This is a genomic window from Ruania alba (genome assembly GCF_900105765.1).
GTDB classification, from domain to species: domain Bacteria; phylum Actinomycetota; class Actinomycetes; order Actinomycetales; family Beutenbergiaceae; genus Ruania; species Ruania alba.
In genome coordinates, this window is record NZ_FNTX01000001.1 from 184,919 (window position 1) to 206,337 (window position 21,419).

Below are 21,419 nucleotides of genomic sequence, written 5' to 3' on the forward strand. Positions count from 1 at the left end.
CCCGATGACGACGTCGACATCGCAATCCGCCGGACGCTCGCTCGCCGGACAACTCGTCGCAGGGGTGGACTCCTCCACCCAGTCCTGCAAGGTGGTCATCCGGGACGCGGAGACCGGAGCGCTGAAGCGCTTCGGCTCCGCGCCGCACCCGGACGGTACCGAGGTGGACCCCGAGGCGTGGTGGGATGCCCTCCAGGTGGCGGTCTCCGCCGCCGGCGGTCTCGACGACGTCGCTTCCGTGGCCGTGGGCGGTCAGCAGCACGGCATGGTCGCCCTGGACGCCGACGGGAACGTGGTCCGCCCGGCACTGCTGTGGAACGACACCCGCAGCGCCGGGGCCGCCCTCGACCTGATCGACGAGCTCGGCGAGGGCGATGCCGAGGCGGGAGCGCGGGCGTGGGCCGAGCAGGTGGGCGTGGTGCCGGTGGCCTCGTTCACCATCACCAAGTTGCGCTGGCTCGCTCAGCACGAACCCGAGAACGCCGCGAAGGTCGCCGCCGTGGCGTTGCCGCACGACTGGCTCACTTGGCGCCTCGCCGGCGACGGGCCGGGGAGTCGTGCGGGCGGGAACAGCCTCGAGCGCCTCACCACCGACCGCTCCGACGCCTCCGGCACTGGCTACTTCGATGCGGCCAGCGGTGAGTACCGGTTCGACCTGCTCGAGCGTGCCTTCGGCCGCCGGATCGGTGTTCCGCAGGTGGTGGCCCCTGGTGCCGTCGCCCGCGAGTCCGGCTCTCTGGTGCTCGGTGCCGGCACCGGTGACAACGCCGGTGCCGCGCTCGGCCTCGGCATGGCCGGAGGCGATGTCGCCGTCTCGATCGGCACGTCCGGGGTGGTGAGCGCGGTGTGCGAGACCCCGGTCGCCGATCCCACCGGTCTGGTCGCGGGGTTCGCGGACGCCACCGGTCGCTTCCTGCCGCTGGCGTGCACCCTGAACGGCAGCCGTGTCTTCGACGCGATGGGGCGTCTGCTCGGGGTGGACCACAAGCAGTTCGCCGAACTCGCGCTCTCCGCACCGCCTGGTGCGGAGGGTCTCACTCTGGTGCCTTACCTCGAGGGCGAGCGCACCCCGAACAAGCCGGACGCCACGGGCGCTCTGCACGGGGTGCGTCTCGGGAACACCACGCCGGCGCACCTGGCGAGGGCCGCCGTCGAGGGGGTGCTGCTCGGCCTCGCGGACGGCCTGAACGCGCTCCGGGCCCAGGGCGTGCCCGTGCATCGGGTGCTGCTCGTTGGTGGTGCCGCGCAGTCGGCGGCGGTGCGGCAGATCGCCCCGGACATCCTCGGCGTGCCTGTCACCGTCCCGCAGCCGGGCGAGTACGTGGCTGACGGCGCGGCGCGCCAGGCCGCGTGGGCGCTCTCCGGTGCGGACGAGGCGCCGGAGTGGGGACTGGCCGGCGCCAAGGAGTTCGGTGTCTCGGACGAGGTCGATGCGTCCCTCGCCGATCGATACGCGCAGGCGCGGGAGATGACCTTCGGAGCCTGACCTGCCTGTCACGGTCGCTCAGTGCAGCAGCGCCACCACACCCACCAGCAGTGGGATCGACAACGCCGTGGTGATCACCTGTGCATCGCGGGCGATCCGCAGGCCCCAGTTGAACTGCAACGCGTAGACCAGCACGTTCTGCGCCGTCGGGAGTGCGGCCATGAGCACGACGCCCAGCATGTGTTCCTCGTCGACCCCCAGGCCGTGCGCTACGGCGAAGGTCAGGGCGGGATGCACCACCGCGCGCAAGGTGGCCACGATCGTCACATCGACCCAGTGGCCGCGCGGGCGCAGATCTGCAGGTCCGGTCGAGGGAGCCTCGGTGCGCCGCGTCGGGGCGAAGGACATCCCGAGCGTGAGCAGCGCCAGCGGAGCGGCGGTGGTGCCCACTAGGCGCAGCGGCTGCAGGACCGCGTCGGGCGGGGTCCACGGCACCACGGCCAGTGCCAGGCCGATGAGCGCCCCGATGGTCAGCGGGCTGCGCAACGGGCGCAGGAGCAGCTCGCGCCGGCTCGCCCCGGCCGTGTCCAGCACGGCGTAGGCGACTGGGGCGAGCACGAGCAGTTGCATGAGCATCGTGGGCACGACCGCGAGGGCGTCGGCGAGCACATAGATCGCCACCGGGATTCCGATGTTGCCGGCGTTGACGTAGCTGGCGGCGAGGCTGGCCACCGTGGCCTGCCCGCGCCCGCGCCGGAGCAGCACGCCGAAGATCACGACGGCGGCAGCCGCCACTGTCAGGGTGCTCAGCCACGTGGTGGCAGCCGTACGGGTGAGGAGCAGCGCCAGATCTGCTTCGCCGATCGTGGTGATCAGCAGCGAGGGGGTGGCCAGGGCGAAGACCAGGCGCGCCAGCACCTGCTGAGCTCCCTCGCCGAGCACCCGGAAGGTGGCCAGCACCCAGCCGGCGAAAGCGATCACCGCCATCGTGGCGAGTGCGGAGAGGACGGCGCTCACGAGGTGCTGCCGGCCGGCCCGGTGCTGGCCCGCTGGACCAGGCGGGGCCGGAAGTATGTCGGGCCAGGCGCCGTCTGTCCGGGGAACTGGAGCAACGCCTGCAGCTGGTCCCAGGCCTGCCTGCCCAGATCCGCCTGCGGCACCGACATCGTCGTCAGCGACGGACGTGCGTAGCGGGCGAAGTCGATGTCGTCGAAACCTGCCACCGACAGATCACCCGGAACGTTCACCCCGGCCTCGTCGAGCTTGCCGAGCAGACCGAAGGCGACCAGGTCGTTGAAGGCGATCACCCCCGTGGCACCCGAGTCGAGCACCACGTCCACAGCGCGGTATCCGTCCTCGATCATCGAGCCGCACGGCACGTCCTCGATCTTCACCTCCGGGTGGTCGGCCTGCCACTGGCGCAACCCGGCCAGCCGCGCCGCGTTCGAGGCACTCTCGGCCGGCCCGGTGAGGTAGAGCAGCGTGCGATGCCCGAGGTCGAGCAGGTGTTGGGCGACGGCCCGGATGCCGTGCACGTAGTCGACCGTGAGTGTGGGGACGTCGGAGCCGGTCAGCTCCCGGTTGACCAGCACGACCGGTCGGGTGGCGTCGAGGACCTGCACCAGTTCTGGTTCGGGCATCCGCGGTGAGCACAGGATGAGGGCGTCACACTGGCGGCGCGCCTCGATGGCCAGCTCGGCTTCCCGCTGCGGCTCTTCGATGCTGTCGGCCACGAGGATCCGGTAGCCGGAGCGACGTGCCGCCTGGTTCGCTCCACGCAGCACCTGCTGGAACATCGGGTTGCCGAGATCGGGCACGAGCAGCCCCACCGTCTGGGTGCGGCCGAGGGAGAGGCTGCGAGCGACCCGGCTGGGGGAGTAGTGCAGCCGTGCGGCCACCTCGCGCACGCGACCGGCCAGCTCAGGATCGACCGTGGCGTGGCCGTTCATCACACGGGAGACGGTTGCCCGGGAGACCTTGGCTTGGCGGGCAACCTCGGCGATGGTGGTGACGCCGTCGGTGCTCACTGTGCCTGCCCGGGGTATGTGGTCGCTCGCTGTCCGGACCATCCTAGGCAGAAACCGGTTCCTGCCGTGCCGGCGTCCGTGCGTTGCCACGGAATGTCGCTGGCGTGACCGGCCGAGCGACATTTCGTGGCAACGCGTTGGACGGCGCGTCGCGAGGGGCGACCTACTCGGAGTCGTCGTCCACCCAGTCGAAGGACTTGGTGACAGCCTTCTTCCACAGGCGGTAGGTGCGCTCGCGCTCGTCGGCGTCCATCGACGGCTCCCACCGCTGGCCCTCGGCCCAGTTGTCGATCACGTCCTGCTCGCCGGACCAGAACCCGACGGCGATCCCGGCCGCGTAGGCGGCACCGAGTGCCGTGGTCTCGGCCACCTTCGGCCGGACCACGGGCACGCCCAGGATGTCTGCCTGGAACTGCATGAGCAGCTCGTTGGCGATCATCCCGCCGTCGACCTTCAGCTCGGTGAGGTCCACCCCGGAGTCGGCATTCATGGCGTCCAGCACCTCACGCGTCTGGAAGGCGGTGGCCTCCAGCGCAGCGCGGGCGATGTGCCCCTTGTTCACGAACCGGGTCAGACCGACCAGCACGCCGCGGGCGTCGCCACGCCAGTACGGGGCGAACAGCCCGGAGAACGCGGGCACGAAGTACGCGCCACCGTTGTCCTCGACACTCTTGGCCACCTCTTCCACCTCGGGTGCGGAGGAGATCATCCCGAGGTTGTCCCGCAGCCACTGGATCAGTGAACCGGTGACGGCGATCGACCCTTCGAGGGCATAGATCGGCTTGTTGTCGCCGATCTTGTAGGCCAGCGTGGTCAGCAGGCCGTTCTCGGAGGGGACGATCTCCTCACCGGTGTTGATCAGCATGAAGTTGCCGGTGCCGTAGGTGTTCTTCGCCATGCCGACCTCGAAGCAGGCCTGGCCGAAGGTCGCGGCCTGCTGGTCGCCGAGGATGCCGGCGATCGGGATCCCGGGGACCATCCCCTTCGCCCGGCCTTCGCCGTACACCTCGGAGGAGGACTTGATCTCCGGGAGCATCGACAGCGGAATGCCCATGTCGCCGGCGATGTCGGCGTTCCAGGTGAGCGAGTCCAGGTTCATCAGCATGGTGCGGGAGGCGTTCGTGACGTCGGTGACGTGCACACCGCCCTCGGTGCCGCCGGTCATGTTCCAGATCAGCCAGGAGTCGGTGTTGCCGAACAGCAGGTCACCGGCCTCAGCCTTGGCGCGGGCACCCTCGACGTTGTCGAGGATCCACTTCACCTTGGGGCCGGAGAAGTAGGTGGCCAGCGGCAGCCCGCAGATCGCCTTGTACTTCTCTGCGCCCTCGTCGCCGGCGAGCTCGTCAGCGATCTTCTGGGTACGGGTGTCCTGCCAGACGACGGCGTTGTAGACCGGTTCGCCGGTGTTCTTGTCCCACACCACGGTGGTCTCTCGCTGGTTCGTGATGCCGACAGCGACGAGATCGGTGGAGGTGATGTTTGCCCGGGTGAGCGCCAGGCCCACCACCTCGCGGGTGTTGCGCCAGATCTCCATCGGGTCGTGCTCGACCCACCCCGCCTTGGGGAAGATCTGCTCGTGCTCGAGCTGACCGCTGTCGACGATCTCGCCGGCGTGGTTGAAGACGATCGCTCGCGTGCTGGTGGTGCCCTGATCGATGGCGAGGACGTACTGAGCCATGAGTGCTCCTTTGCTCGTGGTGGTGTCCGCCAGGCGGCGAACGCGTTTCCGTCGGTGCTGGGTCAGAAGATCGCGGCCGCGCTCAGGCCACCGATGATGCCACCGATGATCGGGCCGAGCACCGGAACCCAGGAGTAGCTCCAGTCGCTCGTTCCCTTGCCCTTGATCGGCAACAGGGCGTGTGCGATGCGCGGGCCGAGGTCACGGGCCGGGTTGATGGCGTACCCCGTGGGGCCACCGAGGCTGGCGCCGATGCCGACCACGAGGAGTGCGACGGCGAGCGGTCCGAGCTGCCCGGCGGCTGCGCCGGCGAAGCCGAACGAAATCACCACGAAGACCAGCACGAAGGTGCCGACCACCTCAGTCACGACGTTCCAGCCGTAGGAGCGCATCGCCGGGCCGGTCGAGAAGACGCCCAGCTTGGTGGGTCCGTCGGAGTCGGCGTCGAAGTGGGTCTTGTAGGCGAGCCAGCACAGCACGGCGCCGAGGAAGGCTCCGGCCATCTGCCCCAGGATGTAGATGACGGCGTTGCCGGCGGTCGCCGGGATGTCCGGGCCGAGTTCTTCCACGCCGTTGGCGAGGAGGCCGATGGTCACGGCGGGGTTGATGTGCCCGCCACTGGAGATGGCGACGAAGACACCGGCGAACACGCCCAGCCCCCAGCCGAAGTTGACCATCAGGAAGCCGCCGCCATTGCCCTTGGTACCGGGCAGTGCGGCGTTGGCCACGACGCCGCACCCGAGCAGCGTCAGCATCATCGTCCCGAACAGCTCGGGAACAAAGATCGCGGTGAAGTTCACGATCGGACTCTCACTTTCTTCTCGGAAGTGTTCTGCGGTGCGGGTTCGGCGTCCGCGCCGTGTGCACGCTCGATGGGTCGGCCTTCCTGCGCAGGCCGTGGAGCCGACGCCGGCTCTGGCCCTCCCTGCACGCGTCTGCCTCCCCGTCGAGTTCGTGGCGAGTGCCCGCGTCGTTGCCGGGCCCCCTCGCGGCTCATGTTTGCTCCCAGCGCAAGAGTGCGCAAGCATCGTGCACATACGTGCAGGCGGTGCCGAGGGAGGCTGAAAGAGTGCGTGACGACGATGCCTACCGGGCGGCGACGATGTACTACCTGCAGGACCAGACCATGGAGGTCATCGCGAAGACGCTCGGCGTCTCCCGGTCCACGGTCTCGCGGCTGATCAAGATGGCGCGCGAGGAGGGCATCGTGCGGATCTCGTTGCGCCAACCGAGCGGGTCCGGCGCAGATCTGGGGCACCGGCTCTCGGCCAGCTTCGGGATCAAGGCGCACGTCGTGCCGGTGCGGGAGCGGGCCACGGAGGTGCACCGGCTGGAGCAGGTGGCCATGGTGGCCGCTCGGCTGATGGCGGAATGGGTCAGCGCGGACATGGTCGTCGGCGTGGCCTGGGGGACCACGGTGACGGCGATCGCCCGGCACCTGGCCCCGACCCCGGTCCGGGGCAGCACGGTCGTGCAGCTCAACGGAGCCGCCAACACCTTTGCCGGGGGCGTCACCTACGCAGGGGATCTGATCGCCACGATCGCCAGGGCGTTCGACTCCACACCGCACTTGTTCCCGGTGCCTGCGTTCTTCGACTTCGCCGAGACGAAGGCCGCGATGTGGCGGGAACGGAGCGTCCGCCGGGTGCTGGGAGTCCAGCGCAGGGTCGACATCGCCCTGTTCGGAGTGGGCGCACTCGCTGCTGACGTGCCCAGCCACGTCTACAACGCGGGCTACCTGGACGATGCCGAGATCGCCGAGCTCACCGCTGATCGGGTGGTCGGAGACGTGTGCACGGTCTTCCTGCGCGAGGACGGGACGTATCGGGACATCGCAATCAATGCGCGCGCCACCGGCCCGTCCCCTCGGGAGCTGCGCACGCTGCGCCGTCGGGTCTGCGTGGCGGTGGGTGAGGCGAAGGTGCCGGCACTGCTCGGTGCCCTGCGGGCCCGGGTCGCGACCGACGTGATCCTCGACGAGACCACGGCACGCGCGCTGCTGGAGCGGGTGCGCGCCGGCGGCGTGGCAGGCTGAACCCTATGACCAGCGATGCCGATCTCGTGATCCGTCCTGCGCGCCCTGCCGATGTGCGGACGATCCGCGAACTGGTCGTGCCGTACGCGGACGAGCGGATCCTGCTCGCGAAGGACCTGGTGGGCTATTTCGAGTCGGTCCCGGAGTTCCTGGTGGCCACGCTCGCGGACGAGGTGGTCGGTTGCGGCGCTCTGCATGTGATGTGGGAGGACCTCGGCGAGGTCCGCACGCTGGCTGTGCGACGCGACCTGCTGGGTGACGGGATCGGGCACGCCATGCTGGATGCGCTGATCGAGCGTGCACGCTCCTACGGGTTGCACCGGGTGTTCTGCCTGACCTTCGAGGTGGACTTCTTCAGTCGGCACGGATTCACCCCGATCGAGGGCGACGTGGTCGAAGCGGAGGTCTACCGCGAGATGCTTCTCTCCCGGGACGACGGGATCGCGGAGTTCTTGGATCTGGCGAGGGTGAAGCCGAACACGCTGGGCAATACCCGGATGCTGCGCACCCTCGAGTAGGCGGACGGGCTGGCCGCCGGGGAGTTCTCCCCAGTGCACCATGGTCCGGCTGCGGCTACGTTGAGCGCCATGGGTAAGCGATTGGGCAGGTCGAGCCGGCGTTCCGGCGGTAGGTCCTTCGGTCGTCGCTCGAGCGGCGGGTCGTTCCGGTCCTCGCGGCGCTCGCGCGGTTCCTCGTCCTCGTTCGGTCGATCGTCCCGGTCGAGCCGGTCCCGCCGCTCTTGGGGCTCCTCGTCCGGCTCCTACCGATCCCGCCGGAACCGCTACTACGGCAACAACGGATCGTCGAGCCCGTACCGCTGGATATGGACTGTCGTGCTGGTGGCGGTGCTGTTGATCATGTGGGCGAGCCTCTCCGGCTGAACCGCCCCGGCACGAGGTGAGATGCTGAGGCAGTGCGATACATCGTGATCGGCGCGGGCGGCGTCGGAGGAACCATCGGCGGCCGACTGCATGCCACTGGACACGACGTGGTGCTGGTGGCTCGGGGCGCACACGGTCGCGCACTGGCCGCCGACGGGCTGACCCTGCTCACCCCGGACGGGCCCGGGACGCATCAGATCCCGGTGGTGAGCCACCCGGACGAGCTTGCCGGCGGATTGCGCCCCGGCGATGCGCTCGTGCTCGCCGTGAAAGGGCAGGACACTGCCGCGGCGCTCGATGTCTGGGCGGACGTCCCGGTGGCCTCCGGTGGCACTGCCGCCGAGCGGCTCCCGCTTTTCCTCGCGCAGAACGGTGTGGCCAACGAGCCCTTCGCGGCTCGGGTGTTCGACGACGTCCATGGCGTCTGTGTCTGGCTGCCGGCCACTCATCTCGAACCGGGAGTGGTGGTGGCTGAGGGCACTCCGGTGCACGGTGTGCTGCATCTGGGCAGGTGGCCGGGTGGTGTCGACGACGTCGACCGGCAGGTGGCCACGGATCTCGAGGCTGCCGGGTTCGCTGCCCCGCTGCGCGAGGATGTGATGCGCTGGAAGTACGCCAAGCTGCTCGGCAATCTGGGCAACGCCGTCGAGGCGCTCACCGGAACCGGCTCCGACGAGGCGCGCTCGATGCTCACTGACGTCCGTGCGGAAGGCGAGGCCGCGCTCGCTGCCGCGGGCATCATGGCGGCCACACCGCAGGAGGAGGCCGAGCTGCGCCCGACCATGCGCGTGGGTGAGGTCCCGGGGCATACCCGGCTCGGTGGTTCCAGCTGGCAGTCGTTGCGGCGCGGCACCGGGTCCATCGAGGCCGACTACCTCAACGGTGAGATCGCGATGCTCGGCCGCCGCCATGGGGTGCCGACACCACTGAACGACACGTTGACCCGTTGGGCGCGGCGGGCAGCGCGGACCGGCCAGGAGCCCGGCTCGTGCACGGTCGAGGAGGTCCGCCGAGCCGCCGAGGCGGTGCCGGTTACGGACGGCGTGGACGCACCAGCACACTGACCCGCACGATCGCGATCACCACGGCGACCTGAACCACCAGGACCGCGCCCACGACGGCACCGATCAGCCCGGCCGGTTCGGCGATCACCCATGCCGTCACCCCCGCTACTGCCACCGCCAGGGCGACCCGCAGCAGCAGCGCCAGGCGCCTCGCGGTCACCTCGACCTGGCGCCGTGGCACCCCGTCGGTGACGGCGCGGACGGTCTCGGCCGAGCCTGGTGCACCGATGCGGCGCACCAGGCCGATCCACCCCACACCGGCGAGCACGGCGGCAACGATCGCCAGCAGCTGCCCGGCCGCGAGCATCGACAGCCCGGCCAGCACGCGCTGGTCGTCCCATTCCTGACCGGCCATCTGCAGGGCCCCGGTGCCGATGAGTGTCAGCACCAGGGCCATCCCGCACATTGCAAAGAGGGTACGGGTATGAGCCCGCAGGGCGCGCGCGATCACCACATCGGGTGGGAGGGGCGCGGTGGACATGTTCATGACAGTAGTGGGTTCAGGAGTCGGGAAGCCGGTAGCCGGTCACCACACCGTCGAGATCCCTGACGGCAGTGAGCAGCTGGTCAGTGAGGAGTCCGGTCAGGACGCGGGCGAGCTGGTCGCCGTCAGGCCACAGGTCTCGCACCTGATCGGGCCGCAGCTCGTCCTCGGTGCGCAGGGCGGCCAGCACCCGACCACGCGCCTGCCGGTCGGTCCCGTGCCAGGCCTGGGTGCGCCGTCGGGCGGCATGCTCGTCCGGTGGGTAGCCGGCCGCTCGCCAGCGGCACTGTGCGGCGACCGGACAGTCCGCGCACCGTGGTGCGCGGGCGGTGCACACCAGTGCGCCGAGCTCCATCACAGCCACGTTCCACCGCGCCGAGGTCTCCGGGTCGGCCGGGAGCAGGTCGAGGGCGGTCGCCGTCTCGGCGCGGCGCGGGGACGGAGGCGGCAGCGCTGTCCCGTGCACGAGGCGGCCCAGCACCCGCCGCACGTTCGTGTCCAGGACCACCGACCGCCGTCGGAACGCGAACGCGGCGACAGCGGCCGCCGTGTAGGACCCGATTCCCGGCAGGGCGAGCAGGTCCTCCTCGTCGGACGGCACCTGCCCACCGTGCCGTTCGGTGATCGCGATGGCCGCCTCGCGCAGCCGCAGTGCACGGCGTGGGTAGCCGAGCCGGTCCCAGGCGCGCAGCACCTGTGCCGGGGTGGCCGCGGCGAGATCGGCGGGGGTGGGCCATCGCTGCAGCCACGCCCGCCATGCGGGCTCCACCCGCACCACCGGGGTCTGCTGGAGCATGATCTCGCTGACCAGCACGCTCCACGCGGAGGCGTCGGGGGAGCGCCACGGAAGATCCCGGGCGTGCGTGGCGTACCAGCCCATGACGGCGGGATGCAGGTCGGTGTTCATCGTGACTCAGCCTAGGAGCGTCTCACCGATGTACCCACCGTCAGCGCAGCCCGGCGGGATCGCGAACACGGCCGAACCGACCGGTGTGGTCCACTCGTTCAGTAGGTCCAGATCGTCCAGGCGGCGCTGCACCGGGACGAACTGACGCACCGGATCGGCCTGCATCGCGACGAAGATCAGGCCGCTGTCGGAGAGCTGCCCGGCCGGTGGCGGGTCGTCGTAGTTGTACCCGCGGCGCAGGAAGCGTTCAGCCACGTTCGGCGAACGGGCACGCCGTATGTGCGCATACTCGGCGATCACGGGGAAGCCGCGTTCATCGACCGCATCGAAGTCGGGGTCGTCGTGCTCGCGGGTTCCGGTGATCGGTGCGCCGTTGTCCAGCCGGCGGCCCACGGCGCCTTCCCGGTCCACCCGGGCCACCCGGTCCCATCCGTCGAGGTCCATCGCGATGCGCCTGATCACGACGGAGGTGCCGCCGTCCAGCCAGCCTCCGGAGTGCCAGACGAGCTGATCGAACTCCGCCGTGCCTGGGGCCGGGTTCACCGTGCCGTCCACCTGGCCGAACAGGTTGCGCATGGTGGTGCCCGGGGCGGTGGAGCCGCGGGCGTTCCGGAAACCGTGCTGGACCCAGCGCACTGAGGCAAACTGCCGGGCGTCCTTGCTGAGCATCCGCACAGCGTGTGCGACTGCGACGGGATCGTCCGCGGCCACGAGGAGCAGCAGATCGCCGCCGCTCCAGGCCTCGGTGAGTCTGTCGATTTCGAATGCGGGCAGTGGACTGAGCCAGTCGGGGACCGGGCCGCCGGCGCGGGTGACGAGCTCGCGGCCGAAGCCGAAGGTGATCGTCAGGGCCGACGGCGTGTGGGCCAGCTCTCGTTCGGTGTCGCCGAGCGCTGGGCGACCCTGGGTGAGTCGGGCGGCATCGTCGCTGAGCAGCCGCATCATTCGGCGGATGCCGGTGAGATCTGTCTCTGGCAGCAGGTCCAGCGCCACGTGTGCGGCGTGGGCCTGAGGTGGGACCGTCACACCCGTCTGGTGCCGGCCGTGGAACGGGACGGTGCGCGAGCCGGTCGCTGTGGGAGTCTCGCGAGCGGTGGCGACCCGGTCGATCCCGAGGGCGGCGGCTGCCCCCCAGCCGACGACGGCGCTACCGATGAGCGCCTGCCGCCGACTGGGGCCATGGTGGGAATCCGACATCAGCTGTCCTCGTGTTCCATCGACTCGTCCGACTCGCTGGGGTGGTAGTCCTCCCCGGCGGGAACGTCCTTGGCAGGCACGGTGACGGTCACCGTGCTGCCGTCGGCGAGCTCGAGACCGATGGTGATGTCGGCACCAGCCTCGATGGGTTCTGGAACGTCGAGCATCATCAGATGGGTGCTGCCCGGTTCGAGGAGCAGTTCCCCGCCGGGAGGCAGGGTGAAGCCACCGTCGGCTTCCTGCATCTGCATGTCACCGTCGGCGTCGTCGACCATCTCGTGCAGGAGCATCTCACCGGCGGCGGCTGAGGTGGCTGCGGTGATGGTCACCTCGGTGCTGGTGGGGTTGCTGAGCGTGCCATACGCGGCGCTGCTCTCGCCGTCGGTAGCGGCCACCCAGCCGTCCGCGAACTCGATCGACTCTGTGGCGGAGTCGGTGGGCTGACCGCTGGGTGAGGTGCACCCGGCGAGGCCGGCACCGAGCAGTGCTGCGGTGAGGATCGCACCGGCGCGGAACGGGCGCGTGCGTCGGGCAGGGGTAATCATCAGGGCGTGCGTCATCATTCTTCCGTTCATCGGCACGGCACGGTGGGTGCCCGTCAGTCGAGCACGCAACCATGCCGCAGCAGGGTCTGTGGCTGGACGCGCAGGGGAGGCGCGACCATGTCCCCGGCACCGTGTGGAGTGGTACCGAGGTGGTTCAGAGGACCTGCAGATGCGGCGGCCCGCGGTGCGGAGCGCGGGCGAGGATCACTCGCATCGACGGTGTCTCGCGCCGCTGCACGGCACGGAAGCCGGGACGGTTCGCGCAGAACGGGCGGGGCCGGGCCTCGCGTGGCCCGACGAGCGCGGTCAGGAGATCGTGCGCCGAGCGGTGCAGCCAGGCCAGCACGGTCTCGGCGTGGTGCAGCGCCACCGCCGTGAGTAATGCACCAGTGAGGTGGGTGAGGGACATCTGGGCGTCCGGGGCCACCCCCGAGGCCAGGTCCAGCGGGAATGACGGGGCGCCGTGATGGTGTTCGCCTGTGCTCCCGGCACTCTGTCCTGTAGGTGTCCCGACGACGAACAGGGCATGGAAGGCGAAGTGGCTCACTGTGGTGGAGACGGCCAGTCCGGCGAGCCGGATGCGCGCTTGGGCGATGTTCACTGCCACCAGGCAGGAGAAGATCAGCGGGACGAGGAAACCCCAGACCCCGGGTACTGCGCCACCGCCGGCGATGTGTGCCACAGCAGCGAGACCGGTGGAGACGCCGGCGGCAATGGATCCACGAACCAGCCGTGCGTGCCGCCGAGTCATCACATCGCCACTTTTTCACAATGCGCAGGCTGGCGTTGCCGAACGGGACCAGGGGTTGACAGCGCTGGGGCGCTCAACGCTTTCCGCGGCGCGGTCGACGCCCACCGGGGCGCGGCGACCGACCCGTGTGCGGACGACTCCCGCGGCCTTGCGCACCGCTGCGGCGTCCGCGGGAGGTGCCGCCCGCCGGAGGAGTGTCACGAACACTCTCCGACGGTTGTGCCCGGGGGCGACCCCGCGAGGAGTTGACGGTGCGGCCGCGCACGATCCCGATCATGTCCTCGGTCTCGTCCGTCTTGGCGTCGGTGAGCCAGCTGAGTGCCACTGGCGCTACAGGTGCGTCGGTGAGGAACCGGTAGGTGAGGTCGCGGCGGTGGTACAGCCGAGCGAGCGACTGTGGGACGACCAGGACGCCGATCCCTGCGGCGACGAGCGCGATGGCGGCCGCGGTGTTCTCCGGGCGATGTTCTGCGACTGTTCCTGGGAGACCGTCAGGCCAGTCGAGCACGTCGTCCTGAGGGTGCAGCACTGTCTCAGTGGCGAGGTCGTCGAGGGTGGCTTCTTCGCGGTCGTCCAGTGCTGCGACCACGTGATCGGTCGGGGTCACCACGACCGGTGCCTCCTCGTACAGCACGATGGCACTGAGCAGCTCGCGGTCCACCGGGAGCCTGAGCAAGGCCGCGGAGACCTCGCGCTCGCGGACCGCGCGCTCGGCGTCCGCGGCGTCCAGGGGGACGAGCTCGAGCGGGGTGGCGTGACGCTGCGACCAGATGCGTGCCCACTTCGCCGGCGTCACCCCGGGCACGTAGCCGAGGCGGAAGGGCTGCGGCGTCATGGGGTCAGCGTAACCGGGGTGGGCGGGCGACGGTTGGGCGGGTGGCCGCCGAGGAGGGCCCGTGGCGGCTGAGGAGGGCCGAGGGGAGCGCGAGGGGGCATACTGACCGGATGGCTGCCTCGGATGCCGCTCAGCGGATGAAACCCATCACCGCCGCGAAGAAGCTCGGGATCTACCTCCCAGCCGCGCCGGAGGAGTTCCAGCACGCGACGTTCACGCGCGGCGAGCTGGAAGAGCTGGAGCGCAAGCCTCCAGACTGGCTCGCCGAACTACGGCGCAACGGCCCGCACCCACGCCCAGTGGTGGCTGGACGGCTCGGCGTCTCGATCTCGGGCCTGGTTCGTGCAGGTGTGACCGAGGCGCTGACCACGGCCGACATTGACGCGCTGCGAGCCGACCCGCCGGAGTGGTTGGTCCAGGAGCGGGCGGTGCAGGAGCAGGTGCGCGCCGAAGAAGAGGAGCTGCAGCGGCGGCGTGCGGCTGCAAAGGCAGCCCGGGGGCGCCCGGATCAGAAGTAGCGCCGAGGCGTAGGCGTCGGCTCGCGGACGGGGCCACAATCTGGCCGCCTCGGGCACTCGCCGACGTGGCGCGACCCGCGCGCGTCGTCCACGGGTTACCGTCGCATCGTGCCGAATCAGAACCGTTCCGAGTCGTCCGGACGCCGCCCTCGCGCGACGTCGGGGCGTGCTAGCGGCACGCAGCGACGATCGGGCGCGCGGCGGAGTACGGGAGCGGCGAAGACGACCAGGGGCGCGGCGTCGACGAAGGGGGCTGCCGGTACGAAGGGTGCGCCCGGTGCGAAGCGTGCTGGCGGCACGAAAGGGGCCGCTGGCGGCACGAAGGGTGCTGCTGGCGGCACGAGGCGCGCGAGCGAAGCGGCCCGCCCCGCCAAGGGTGCCGGTTCGAGCCGCAGCGGCGGGAGTCGGTCCGGAGGCTCCGGGACCGGGCCGGGGAGCCGACGTGGCGCCGGCGGGGCGAAAGGCACGAGCACGACCAGGGCCGCTGGGGGCTCGTCCGGCCGTGGTGGATCCGGCGCTCGCGGCTCCCGATCTCAGACCGCGAAGACAGCCGCGAGAGGAGGCGGAGGACCGCGGCCGCCGTCCCGTGGCACGGTCGACCCAGCGACGTATCGTCGCCGACGGATCACGGTGGCGGTGGTGGCGCTGCTACTGGTGGCGGGTATCGCGTTCGGCGGCACCGTGCTTGCGCAGACGCTCATGGATCGGTTCGGTGGGACGGGGGCAACGGCGGGGCCATTGGAGGACGGCACGGTTGAGCCGACGCCGACGCCGACACCGACACCGACGGAGTCCATCACGCCGGATGAAGAGGCACTCGCCAACCCTGTTGCATGCGTGCCCGATGTGGTCGATGTGGCGATCGGGCTCGAGTCCGCGAATGTGCGCGCGGGGTCCGAGGTCCCCGTTGGTGTCACGATCACCAACTCGGGACAGGTGGCATGTCTCCTCGACGTCGGGCACGGCAGCCTGGACATGACAGTGACCTCTGGTGGTGATCGCGTGTGGACCACCGCCCAGTGTCCCTCCGGGCCGGCCGAACGCCCCATCCTGTTGGACGCGGGTGCGGCGGAGGAGACGGCTCTCACGTGGGGCGGACGGCGCAGTGCCGACGGATGCCCGGCCGATGCAGCCGAGGCAGAGCCGGGCACGTATCGGGTCACCATCGGCCTCGATGTTGACGGCACGGAGGTCGGCACGGACGAGGTTCTGACACTGCGGTGACGGTGCAGAGGGCCTGGGTTTGCTGGTGCTGCCTCGTTCCCGCTGTTCGGCGGTGATGAGAGCGTTCGCCCTGCCCGTGAATCATCGCGACGCAGCCAATATCCCGGCCGGGAGCCTCGGGCTGGCTACGTGCCCGATGGCTACCGGCCTGGTGCCGGCACCGGACACACCGATGGCCCCGTCGACGGGTGGTGTCGGCGGGGTTCGGGGCGGGGTGGTCAGTCTGGTGGTGGGTCGGTGTGGCCGGGTGGATGCGAGTGTGTGGAGTTGCCGGCGTGGCGGCCGGCATCACCGAGATCACCGGGATCGCCGGGATCGCCGGGAGGTTCAGCCGCACCATATGGGGGATGCCTGTGACCACCGGGCGGACTGCTCCCTGGTGGTCGGACTGACCCAGCGCTCGGGATGGGATACGTGCCGGAGGGCGTGACCAGGTACTGCACACCATCGGGCGCGGCCCAGTAATACACGCCCGGTGTGATCATCGAATACGACCACCCGGTGTGAGTTTTCGCCCGGTGATGACGTCGGCACAAGGCGGCCATATTCACCGAACTGGTTCGGCCGCCGCGGTCGAAGGGAACACTATGATCCTGATCGGCAGAACGAGCATTGCGGTGGCAATAGGGGAACCGGCACCGTCCATCACGAAGAATGATCTGTTCACGCAGTGTCGGACTGGACTCATACGTGGACGCGGAGGTGAATCCTGCGAGATCGATCACGGGACGGACGAGGATTCGTCCTGCGGTGGCGCACCAGTGGCGAATCTGTTCTTTCGAGACCGGTGATTTGGTGTTTTCGCACCGGCCCACGATCCCGGAGCCGAACTCAGGGCCCGTTTCACCAGAGTTACCCGCACCCTCACCGGTACCGGAGCTCTCACCGGTGCCGGTTCCGGCGTGGTCGTTGAGGGCGTCGGCGGGCAGGTGGAGGTAGAGCATCACGGTCCGACCCATCCCACCGGCCGCACCTGGCGCCCCCACGATGCTGGTCCCGGTCGTGGTGGTCGGTGCTGCGTCACTGCCGGAAACTCCTTCACTGCCACCGTCACCGCTGCCGGGGATGGGGAGGGTGGTGTGTCCGCGGGCGAGGTCACCGATGGCGATGGAGCGGCGCACGTCCTCGCTGGTGCCGGGTAGGAACCCGGCCAGTACGCGTGCTTGGTCGGTCACCGCAGCCTCAAGGTCGATGGCGTCAGCCTGGTCGAGGCCGCCCTCGACCCGCACCACCGACCCCACACCCAGTCCTGGTCCAGGTGCCGCGGTGGTGCCTGCCTCGTCGAGGCGGATGTCGAAGTGGCGCCCCTCCAATGCTGCTTGTTCGTCTTTGGCGGCTTGGTCGGGGTCGAAGGTGGCCATGGCGGCACTCACGGTGCGTTCGATCTGAGCGGTCGTGCAGGTTCCGATTGTCCAGGCGACCTGGGCGTCCACCCAGGCGGCACCGGCGAACGGGAGGCGTTTCGTCATCCGGGTCACTGTCCGGGCCCGGTGGATGCTGACCTGCCCGGCCCGTACCCGGGACCACAACTGGGGTAGCCGGTAGGCGAGCTCGACCACCACACCCACATAGGCCAGGGCTGCTTCGTTCGACTGCCCCAACGCCGTGGCCAACCGGGTGAACTCCAGGTCCGAGACCAATGGGGCACCATCCCCGGCCAACCGCATCGGCTGCTCCGTCCCCGGCAGGCCCGCGTGCTCGTCCGGAACCGGCATGCCCGCGTGTTCATCAGGGTCGAACACCGGCCCACCCCTCAAGGCGCCCAGGGTGGCCGGGTCGATCGCCCGCTCACCCACCCAGGCGATCACCAACTCGGCACGCTCGACATCAACCGCCCGAGCCGTGGTGACGTTCTCCCGCAGGGCAGCCAGCACCGCATTCCCGGCCGGAGCCGAGAACGCGGAACCAGTGGCTGTCGAGGTCATGTCTTTATTCTCGCAGAAGGCACTGACATTGCGCTGGACAGCGTCAGCACCTGTGGATAAGTTCCGCTCAGACGAGAGATGGTGATACCCCGTCCTGGACCATTGACACAGAATCCCTCAGCCAGCGGCTCAGGAATGCTCATCCACACGGCAGCCAGCTCGTTCTCGACCCGTACCGAGAACATGGAACCAGTGGTTGTCGACGTCATCCCCACATTCTTCCAGCGGGGTATGACAGTGGACCGACCCAGTCAAGTTCCTGTGGAACAGAAGCGCAGGCCGCGGCGTCGGTGTTGTTCCCAGGATTCTGACGGTCCGAAGGGTCTGAGAAGCTCGCGCATTCCCTGCGTACCTCCTCAACCACCTGCCGACTCGCATCATGGGGCGCCTCACCACGGCACGTTGGACGAGAACCACCGTCGGCTGCACCACGGTGAGGTGCGTCAGCCGTGTGCGACGAGCTCCAACGCTCACGTGCTCTGAGCTGCCTCAGTGCCCGCACTGCTTCAGCGTCCGCGCAGACTCAGGCGAATCGCTCCAGCAAGGACGATTCGGCCTGCCGTGACAATCCCTCGCGGACGGATCGCGCTCGCTGGGTGCCCACACTGTGCACCACCTCGAGGTCGTCGATCGTGGCGGCGAGCATCTTCTGGAGGGTGCCGAAGTGCTCGACCAGGTCCGTGACCACTGACATCGGCAGCCTCGGGATCCGAGTAAGGATCCGATAGCCGCGCGGCGCGATAGCCGAGTCGAGCGAGTCTCCCTGGCGGCCACCCACGCCGAGGATGCGGGCGATCTGCGTGAGGTCGATCAACTGGGTGGAATCGAGTGCGGCAAGTGCAGCAAGTACCTCGTCCAGGCTCCGAGTGTTGCGCGAGTCCACGTAGTCGCGCGCGACGAGCTCGAGGTCCGGTCCGATACCACCGATCAGCTCGTCGAACTGCAAGGAGAGCAGGCGGCCGTTGGTCCCGAGCTCGACCACGTAGTCGGAGATCTCGGCGGAGATCCGGCGCACCATCTCCAGCCGCTGCATCACGGCCGCGACGTCGCGCACGGTCACCAGGTCTTCGATCTCCAGCGCGGAGAGGGTGCCGGACACTTCGTCGAGTCGTGACTTGTACCGCTCGAGCGTTGCCAGCGCCTGGTTGGCCCGCGAGAGGATCACGTCCGAGTCCTCCAGCACATACCGCTGCCCACCGACGTACAGGGCGACGATCCGCATCGACTGACTCACCGAGATCACCGGGAATCCGGTCTGCTTGGCCGTTCGCTCCGCCGTGCGGTGCCTGGTGCCTGACTCTGTCGTCTCGATCGAGGAGTCCGGGAGCATCTGCACCGCCGCCCGCAGGATCCGTGCTGCACCGTGGTCCACCACGATGGCGCCGTCCATCTTCGCGAGCTCGCGCAACCGCGTGGAGGAGAACCGCACATCGAGCTCGAACCCGCCGGAGCAGATCGAGGCCACCGTGTCGTCGTAGCCGAGCACGATGAGCGCCCCGGTGCGTCCACGCAGGATCCGTTCCAGCCCGTCGCGCAACTCGGTCCCGGGTGCTACCGCGCGCAGGGTCTCGCGCAACAACGGGGGGAGTGTGGAATCGGGCACCCGAGGGCCTTTCTGCAGCTCTGCGTGAGTCATCACGGGTCGACCGGTCGGATGGAGGTGAGTCGGCCCTTCTCAGCCTTCATCGTAGTCGCCGGGTGCCGAGTCGGGGCGGGAGACCGCAACCCGTCCAGAGTGAAGAGCGCGTTGTGGATCGTGGCGACCTCCAGCAGCCGGACGTTTTCCGGAAGGCGGCCGGCCGTGCCACTGGTCCCGATCGGGACCAGCACTCGCCGATAGCCGAGCCGCGCGGCCTCGGCCAGGCGCTGGGACATCATGCCGACGCGGCGGATGTCGCCGGAGAGTGAGACCTCGCCGATTGCGGCAAAGTCGAGCGGGATCGCGATCTCGTTCGCCGCTGACGCGATTGCCAAGCACACGGCGAGATCCGTTGCTGGATCAGTGGAACGCATCCCGCCGACTGTGGCGGTGAAGATGTCCTTGTCGTGCAGGCGGACGCCCGCCAGACGCTCGGTGATCGCGATCAGCATCGACACGCGCGAGGTGTCCAAGCCGCTCACGCCACGGCGCGGGTTCGGCGCTGTGCTCGGGGAGACCAGTGCCTGCATCTCTGCGATCATCGGTCGCCTGCCCTCGACAGTGACCGTGAGGCAGGTACCCGGGACCGGCGAGGCGCGCAGGCTGCGGAACAGGCTGCTCGGGTCAGCGACCTCAACGATCCCGCCATCGGTCTGCTCGAAACAGGCCACTTCGTCCGCGGGACCGAACCGGTTCTTGATCGCACGCAGCATCCGCAGGGGTGTCTGCTTGTCCCCCTCCATCGCCAGCGTGGTGTCGGCGATGTGCTCGAGCGCGCGCGGCCCGGCGAGCGTCGACTCCTTGGTGACCTGCCCCACCAGGAACATCGGCAGGTTCCGGGCCTTGGCCAGGCGGGTGAGGGTGGAGGCCACCTCCATCACCTGCGCCACTCCACCAGCGCGACCGTCCACCTCGGCAGACGCGATCGCCTGCACCGAGTCCACGATCATCAGGGCGGGTTCGCCGTCCAGGGCGTCCAGGTGCCCGAGCGTCTCGCTCAGCTCGTTGCTGTCGGCGAGGAGCAGGTGTTCGTCGGCGGCCCCGATCCGACGCGCGCGGGTGGCCAGCTGCTGCACCGACTCCTCGCCGGAGACGTACAGCACCGGCCGGTCGGTCGCGGCGGCCACCGCATCCGCCGCGGTGAGCAAGAGCGTGGACTTGCCGGCCCCCGGTTCACCGGCCAGCAGTACCACCTGACCCGGCACCAGACCGCCGCCGAGCACTCGATCCAGCTCGCGCAGTCCGGTGGAGAGCCGCGAATCCACGGAATCGACCTCGATCTCGCGGACGCGCCGCGCCGGACGCAGCGGAGCACGGGTGGTCCGGGTGGATTTCAGCCCCGCCGCCGTGGTCGGCGCTGCCTCCTCGATCGTGGCGTAGGCGCCGCACTTCTGGCAGCGGCCGTACCACTTGGCGAACTCCGCGCCGCAGTCGCCGCACACGAATGTGCTCTTGGCCCTCATGCTGTGCTCCTCATCGCGCTCACGGTATCGCCCGGTGCTGACACTGCGCCGCCGCAACCCACACCCTGTCCTGCCCGTCCCTGCTCGAGCTGCTGCAGCGCCCACCCCGCCACGTACAGTTCCCCTAGCGGATACCGACCAGCAGAGGTGAAGCGCACCATGACAACCGATGGGGATGCACCCCAGGAGCCCTCGGAACCTGAGGGAACGAGTGAGGACCCAGCCGCTGCCCGGCCGGCGCGGACAGCCAGATGGCGCGTGATCGCTCTCGGCGGCGTCGTCCTCGTCCTCCTGATCGTGCTCGCCGTCTTGTTGGTGCCCCGACTGGCCGGCGACGGGCCCGCCAGATCCACGGCAGAGCCGGTTGCCAAGCCCACACCGGAGCCCACGGCCCCGGACCCCATCGATCGGGACACCTCCACCCCGTTGCTCGAAGCGCTCCCTGACCAGGTGGACGGGTACGCCGTCACGGCACAGGAGGAGGTCGATCCGCTGGACCAGGACGCTCTGGAGACTTGGCAGCTCACCTATACCGATGCCGAGGACTCGGTCACGCTCCAGCTGGCCCAGTGGGAGGAGGCCGAGGAAGCCACCGAGGTGTTCACCGATCTGACCGACGGGGTGGACCCCGTCGAGTCAGGTGCCGTCCAGGTCGACGGGTCCGATGCCGGGCAGTATGTCGTCGCAGAGACCGACGACGGCGCCCGCGCGACCTGGACGAACGCTACGGTCGTGCTGATCGTTAATGGGCCCGACGTCGAGACAGTGACGGCCTTCTATCTCGCCTACCCCCTCTGACGGGGCGACCACCGATCAAGGA

At 69.5% G+C, this 21,419-nt stretch carries 20 protein-coding genes; 7 read left to right on the forward strand and 13 right to left on the reverse strand.

What is annotated here, in order from left to right:
• Positions 1-4: 4 nt before the first annotated feature.
• Entirely contained in the window at positions 5-1,486 is a 1,482-nt protein-coding gene (xylB, locus tag BLU77_RS00750) for a xylulokinase (RefSeq protein ID WP_089771254.1), read from the forward strand.
• 18 nt (positions 1,487-1,504) lie between these two features.
• Here xylB and BLU77_RS00755 read toward each other — a convergent pair whose 3' ends face one another.
• From BLU77_RS00755 to BLU77_RS00770, 4 genes are all read right to left on the reverse strand, one after another.
• A complete protein-coding gene (locus BLU77_RS00755; protein ID WP_089771255.1) occupies positions 1,505-2,443 on the reverse strand; it encodes an AEC family transporter in 939 nt (312 codons plus the stop codon).
• The gene (locus tag BLU77_RS00760) at positions 2,440-3,453 is read right to left on the reverse strand and encodes a LacI family DNA-binding transcriptional regulator (protein ID WP_245708605.1); all 1,014 of its coding nucleotides are present in this window, start codon (positions 3,451-3,453) and stop codon (positions 2,440-2,442) included. The genes BLU77_RS00755 and BLU77_RS00760 overlap by 4 nt, the downstream gene beginning before the upstream one ends.
• A gap of 163 nt (positions 3,454-3,616) precedes the next feature.
• Positions 3,617-5,131, reverse strand: a complete 1,515-nt coding sequence (glpK, locus tag BLU77_RS00765; protein ID WP_089771257.1) for a glycerol kinase GlpK — start codon at positions 5,129-5,131, stop codon at positions 3,617-3,619.
• 62 nt (positions 5,132-5,193) lie between these two features.
• Complete coding sequence (locus BLU77_RS00770) at positions 5,194-5,931, reverse strand: MIP/aquaporin family protein (RefSeq protein ID WP_089771258.1); 738 nt, start codon at positions 5,929-5,931, stop codon at positions 5,194-5,196.
• A 269-nt stretch (positions 5,932-6,200) separates the two neighbouring features.
• Between BLU77_RS00770 and BLU77_RS00775 the strand changes: the two genes are divergently transcribed.
• From BLU77_RS00775 to BLU77_RS00785, 3 genes are all read left to right on the forward strand, one after another.
• Positions 6,201-7,166: a sugar-binding transcriptional regulator gene (locus BLU77_RS00775; RefSeq protein ID WP_281242020.1), complete on the forward strand. Its 966-nt coding sequence runs from the start codon at positions 6,201-6,203 to the stop codon at positions 7,164-7,166.
• 5 nt (positions 7,167-7,171) lie between these two features.
• Positions 7,172-7,684: an amino-acid N-acetyltransferase gene (locus tag BLU77_RS00780; RefSeq protein WP_089771259.1), complete on the forward strand. Its 513-nt coding sequence runs from the start codon at positions 7,172-7,174 to the stop codon at positions 7,682-7,684.
• 395 nt (positions 7,685-8,079) lie between these two features.
• The gene (locus BLU77_RS00785; protein ID WP_089771260.1) at positions 8,080-9,111 is read left to right on the forward strand and encodes a ketopantoate reductase family protein; all 1,032 of its coding nucleotides are present in this window, start codon (positions 8,080-8,082) and stop codon (positions 9,109-9,111) included.
• Here the strand turns inward: BLU77_RS00785 and BLU77_RS00790 are convergent.
• The 6 genes from BLU77_RS00790 to BLU77_RS00815 all read right to left on the reverse strand — a co-directional run bounded on the left by BLU77_RS00790 (position 9,080) and on the right by BLU77_RS00815 (position 13,830).
• The gene (locus BLU77_RS00790) at positions 9,080-9,592 is read right to left on the reverse strand and encodes a hypothetical protein (RefSeq protein WP_139177492.1); all 513 of its coding nucleotides are present in this window, start codon (positions 9,590-9,592) and stop codon (positions 9,080-9,082) included. The genes BLU77_RS00785 and BLU77_RS00790 overlap by 32 nt on opposite strands.
• Before the next feature lie 19 nt (positions 9,593-9,611).
• Complete coding sequence (locus BLU77_RS00795; RefSeq protein WP_089771262.1) at positions 9,612-10,502, reverse strand: HhH-GPD family protein; 891 nt, start codon at positions 10,500-10,502, stop codon at positions 9,612-9,614.
• 6 nt (positions 10,503-10,508) lie between these two features.
• The gene (locus tag BLU77_RS00800; RefSeq protein ID WP_089771263.1) at positions 10,509-11,699 is read right to left on the reverse strand and encodes a Dyp-type peroxidase; all 1,191 of its coding nucleotides are present in this window, start codon (positions 11,697-11,699) and stop codon (positions 10,509-10,511) included.
• Complete coding sequence (locus tag BLU77_RS00805) at positions 11,699-12,259, reverse strand: copper chaperone PCu(A)C (protein ID WP_175476891.1); 561 nt, start codon at positions 12,257-12,259, stop codon at positions 11,699-11,701. Before BLU77_RS00805 ends, BLU77_RS00800 begins: the two co-directional genes overlap by 1 nt.
• Positions 12,260-12,398: 139 nt before the next feature.
• The gene (locus BLU77_RS00810; RefSeq protein ID WP_089771265.1) at positions 12,399-12,995 is read right to left on the reverse strand and encodes a hypothetical protein; all 597 of its coding nucleotides are present in this window, start codon (positions 12,993-12,995) and stop codon (positions 12,399-12,401) included.
• A 73-nt stretch (positions 12,996-13,068) separates the two neighbouring features.
• On the reverse strand, positions 13,069-13,830 hold the full coding sequence (locus tag BLU77_RS00815; protein ID WP_089771266.1) for a LysR substrate-binding domain-containing protein: 762 nt from the start codon (positions 13,828-13,830) through the stop codon (positions 13,069-13,071).
• 110 nt (positions 13,831-13,940) lie between these two features.
• Between BLU77_RS00815 and BLU77_RS00820 the strand changes: the two genes are divergently transcribed.
• On the forward strand, positions 13,941-14,348 hold the full coding sequence (locus BLU77_RS00820; protein WP_089771267.1) for a DUF5997 family protein: 408 nt from the start codon (positions 13,941-13,943) through the stop codon (positions 14,346-14,348).
• A gap of 639 nt (positions 14,349-14,987) precedes the next feature.
• Positions 14,988-15,572 carry a hypothetical protein gene (locus tag BLU77_RS00825; protein WP_139177498.1) on the forward strand — a complete coding sequence of 195 codons (585 nt, stop codon included), beginning with the start codon at positions 14,988-14,990 and terminating at the stop codon, positions 15,570-15,572.
• Between the two features lie 218 nt (positions 15,573-15,790).
• Here BLU77_RS00825 and BLU77_RS00830 read toward each other — a convergent pair whose 3' ends face one another.
• From BLU77_RS00830 to radA, 3 genes are all read right to left on the reverse strand, one after another.
• The gene (locus BLU77_RS00830; RefSeq protein WP_089771269.1) at positions 15,791-17,497 is read right to left on the reverse strand and encodes an HNH endonuclease; all 1,707 of its coding nucleotides are present in this window, start codon (positions 17,495-17,497) and stop codon (positions 15,791-15,793) included.
• 523 nt (positions 17,498-18,020) lie between these two features.
• Positions 18,021-19,100, reverse strand: a complete 1,080-nt coding sequence (disA, locus tag BLU77_RS00835) for a DNA integrity scanning diadenylate cyclase DisA (protein ID WP_245708606.1) — start codon at positions 19,098-19,100, stop codon at positions 18,021-18,023.
• A gap of 32 nt (positions 19,101-19,132) precedes the next feature.
• Positions 19,133-20,599, reverse strand: a complete 1,467-nt coding sequence (radA, locus tag BLU77_RS00840; RefSeq protein ID WP_089771271.1) for a DNA repair protein RadA — start codon at positions 20,597-20,599, stop codon at positions 19,133-19,135.
• Between the two features lie 159 nt (positions 20,600-20,758).
• Here radA and BLU77_RS00845 point away from each other — a divergent pair, with 159 nt between their 5' ends.
• Positions 20,759-21,397, forward strand: a complete 639-nt coding sequence (locus BLU77_RS00845) for a hypothetical protein (protein WP_139177501.1) — start codon at positions 20,759-20,761, stop codon at positions 21,395-21,397.
• The last annotated feature ends 22 nt before the right edge of the window (positions 21,398-21,419 follow it).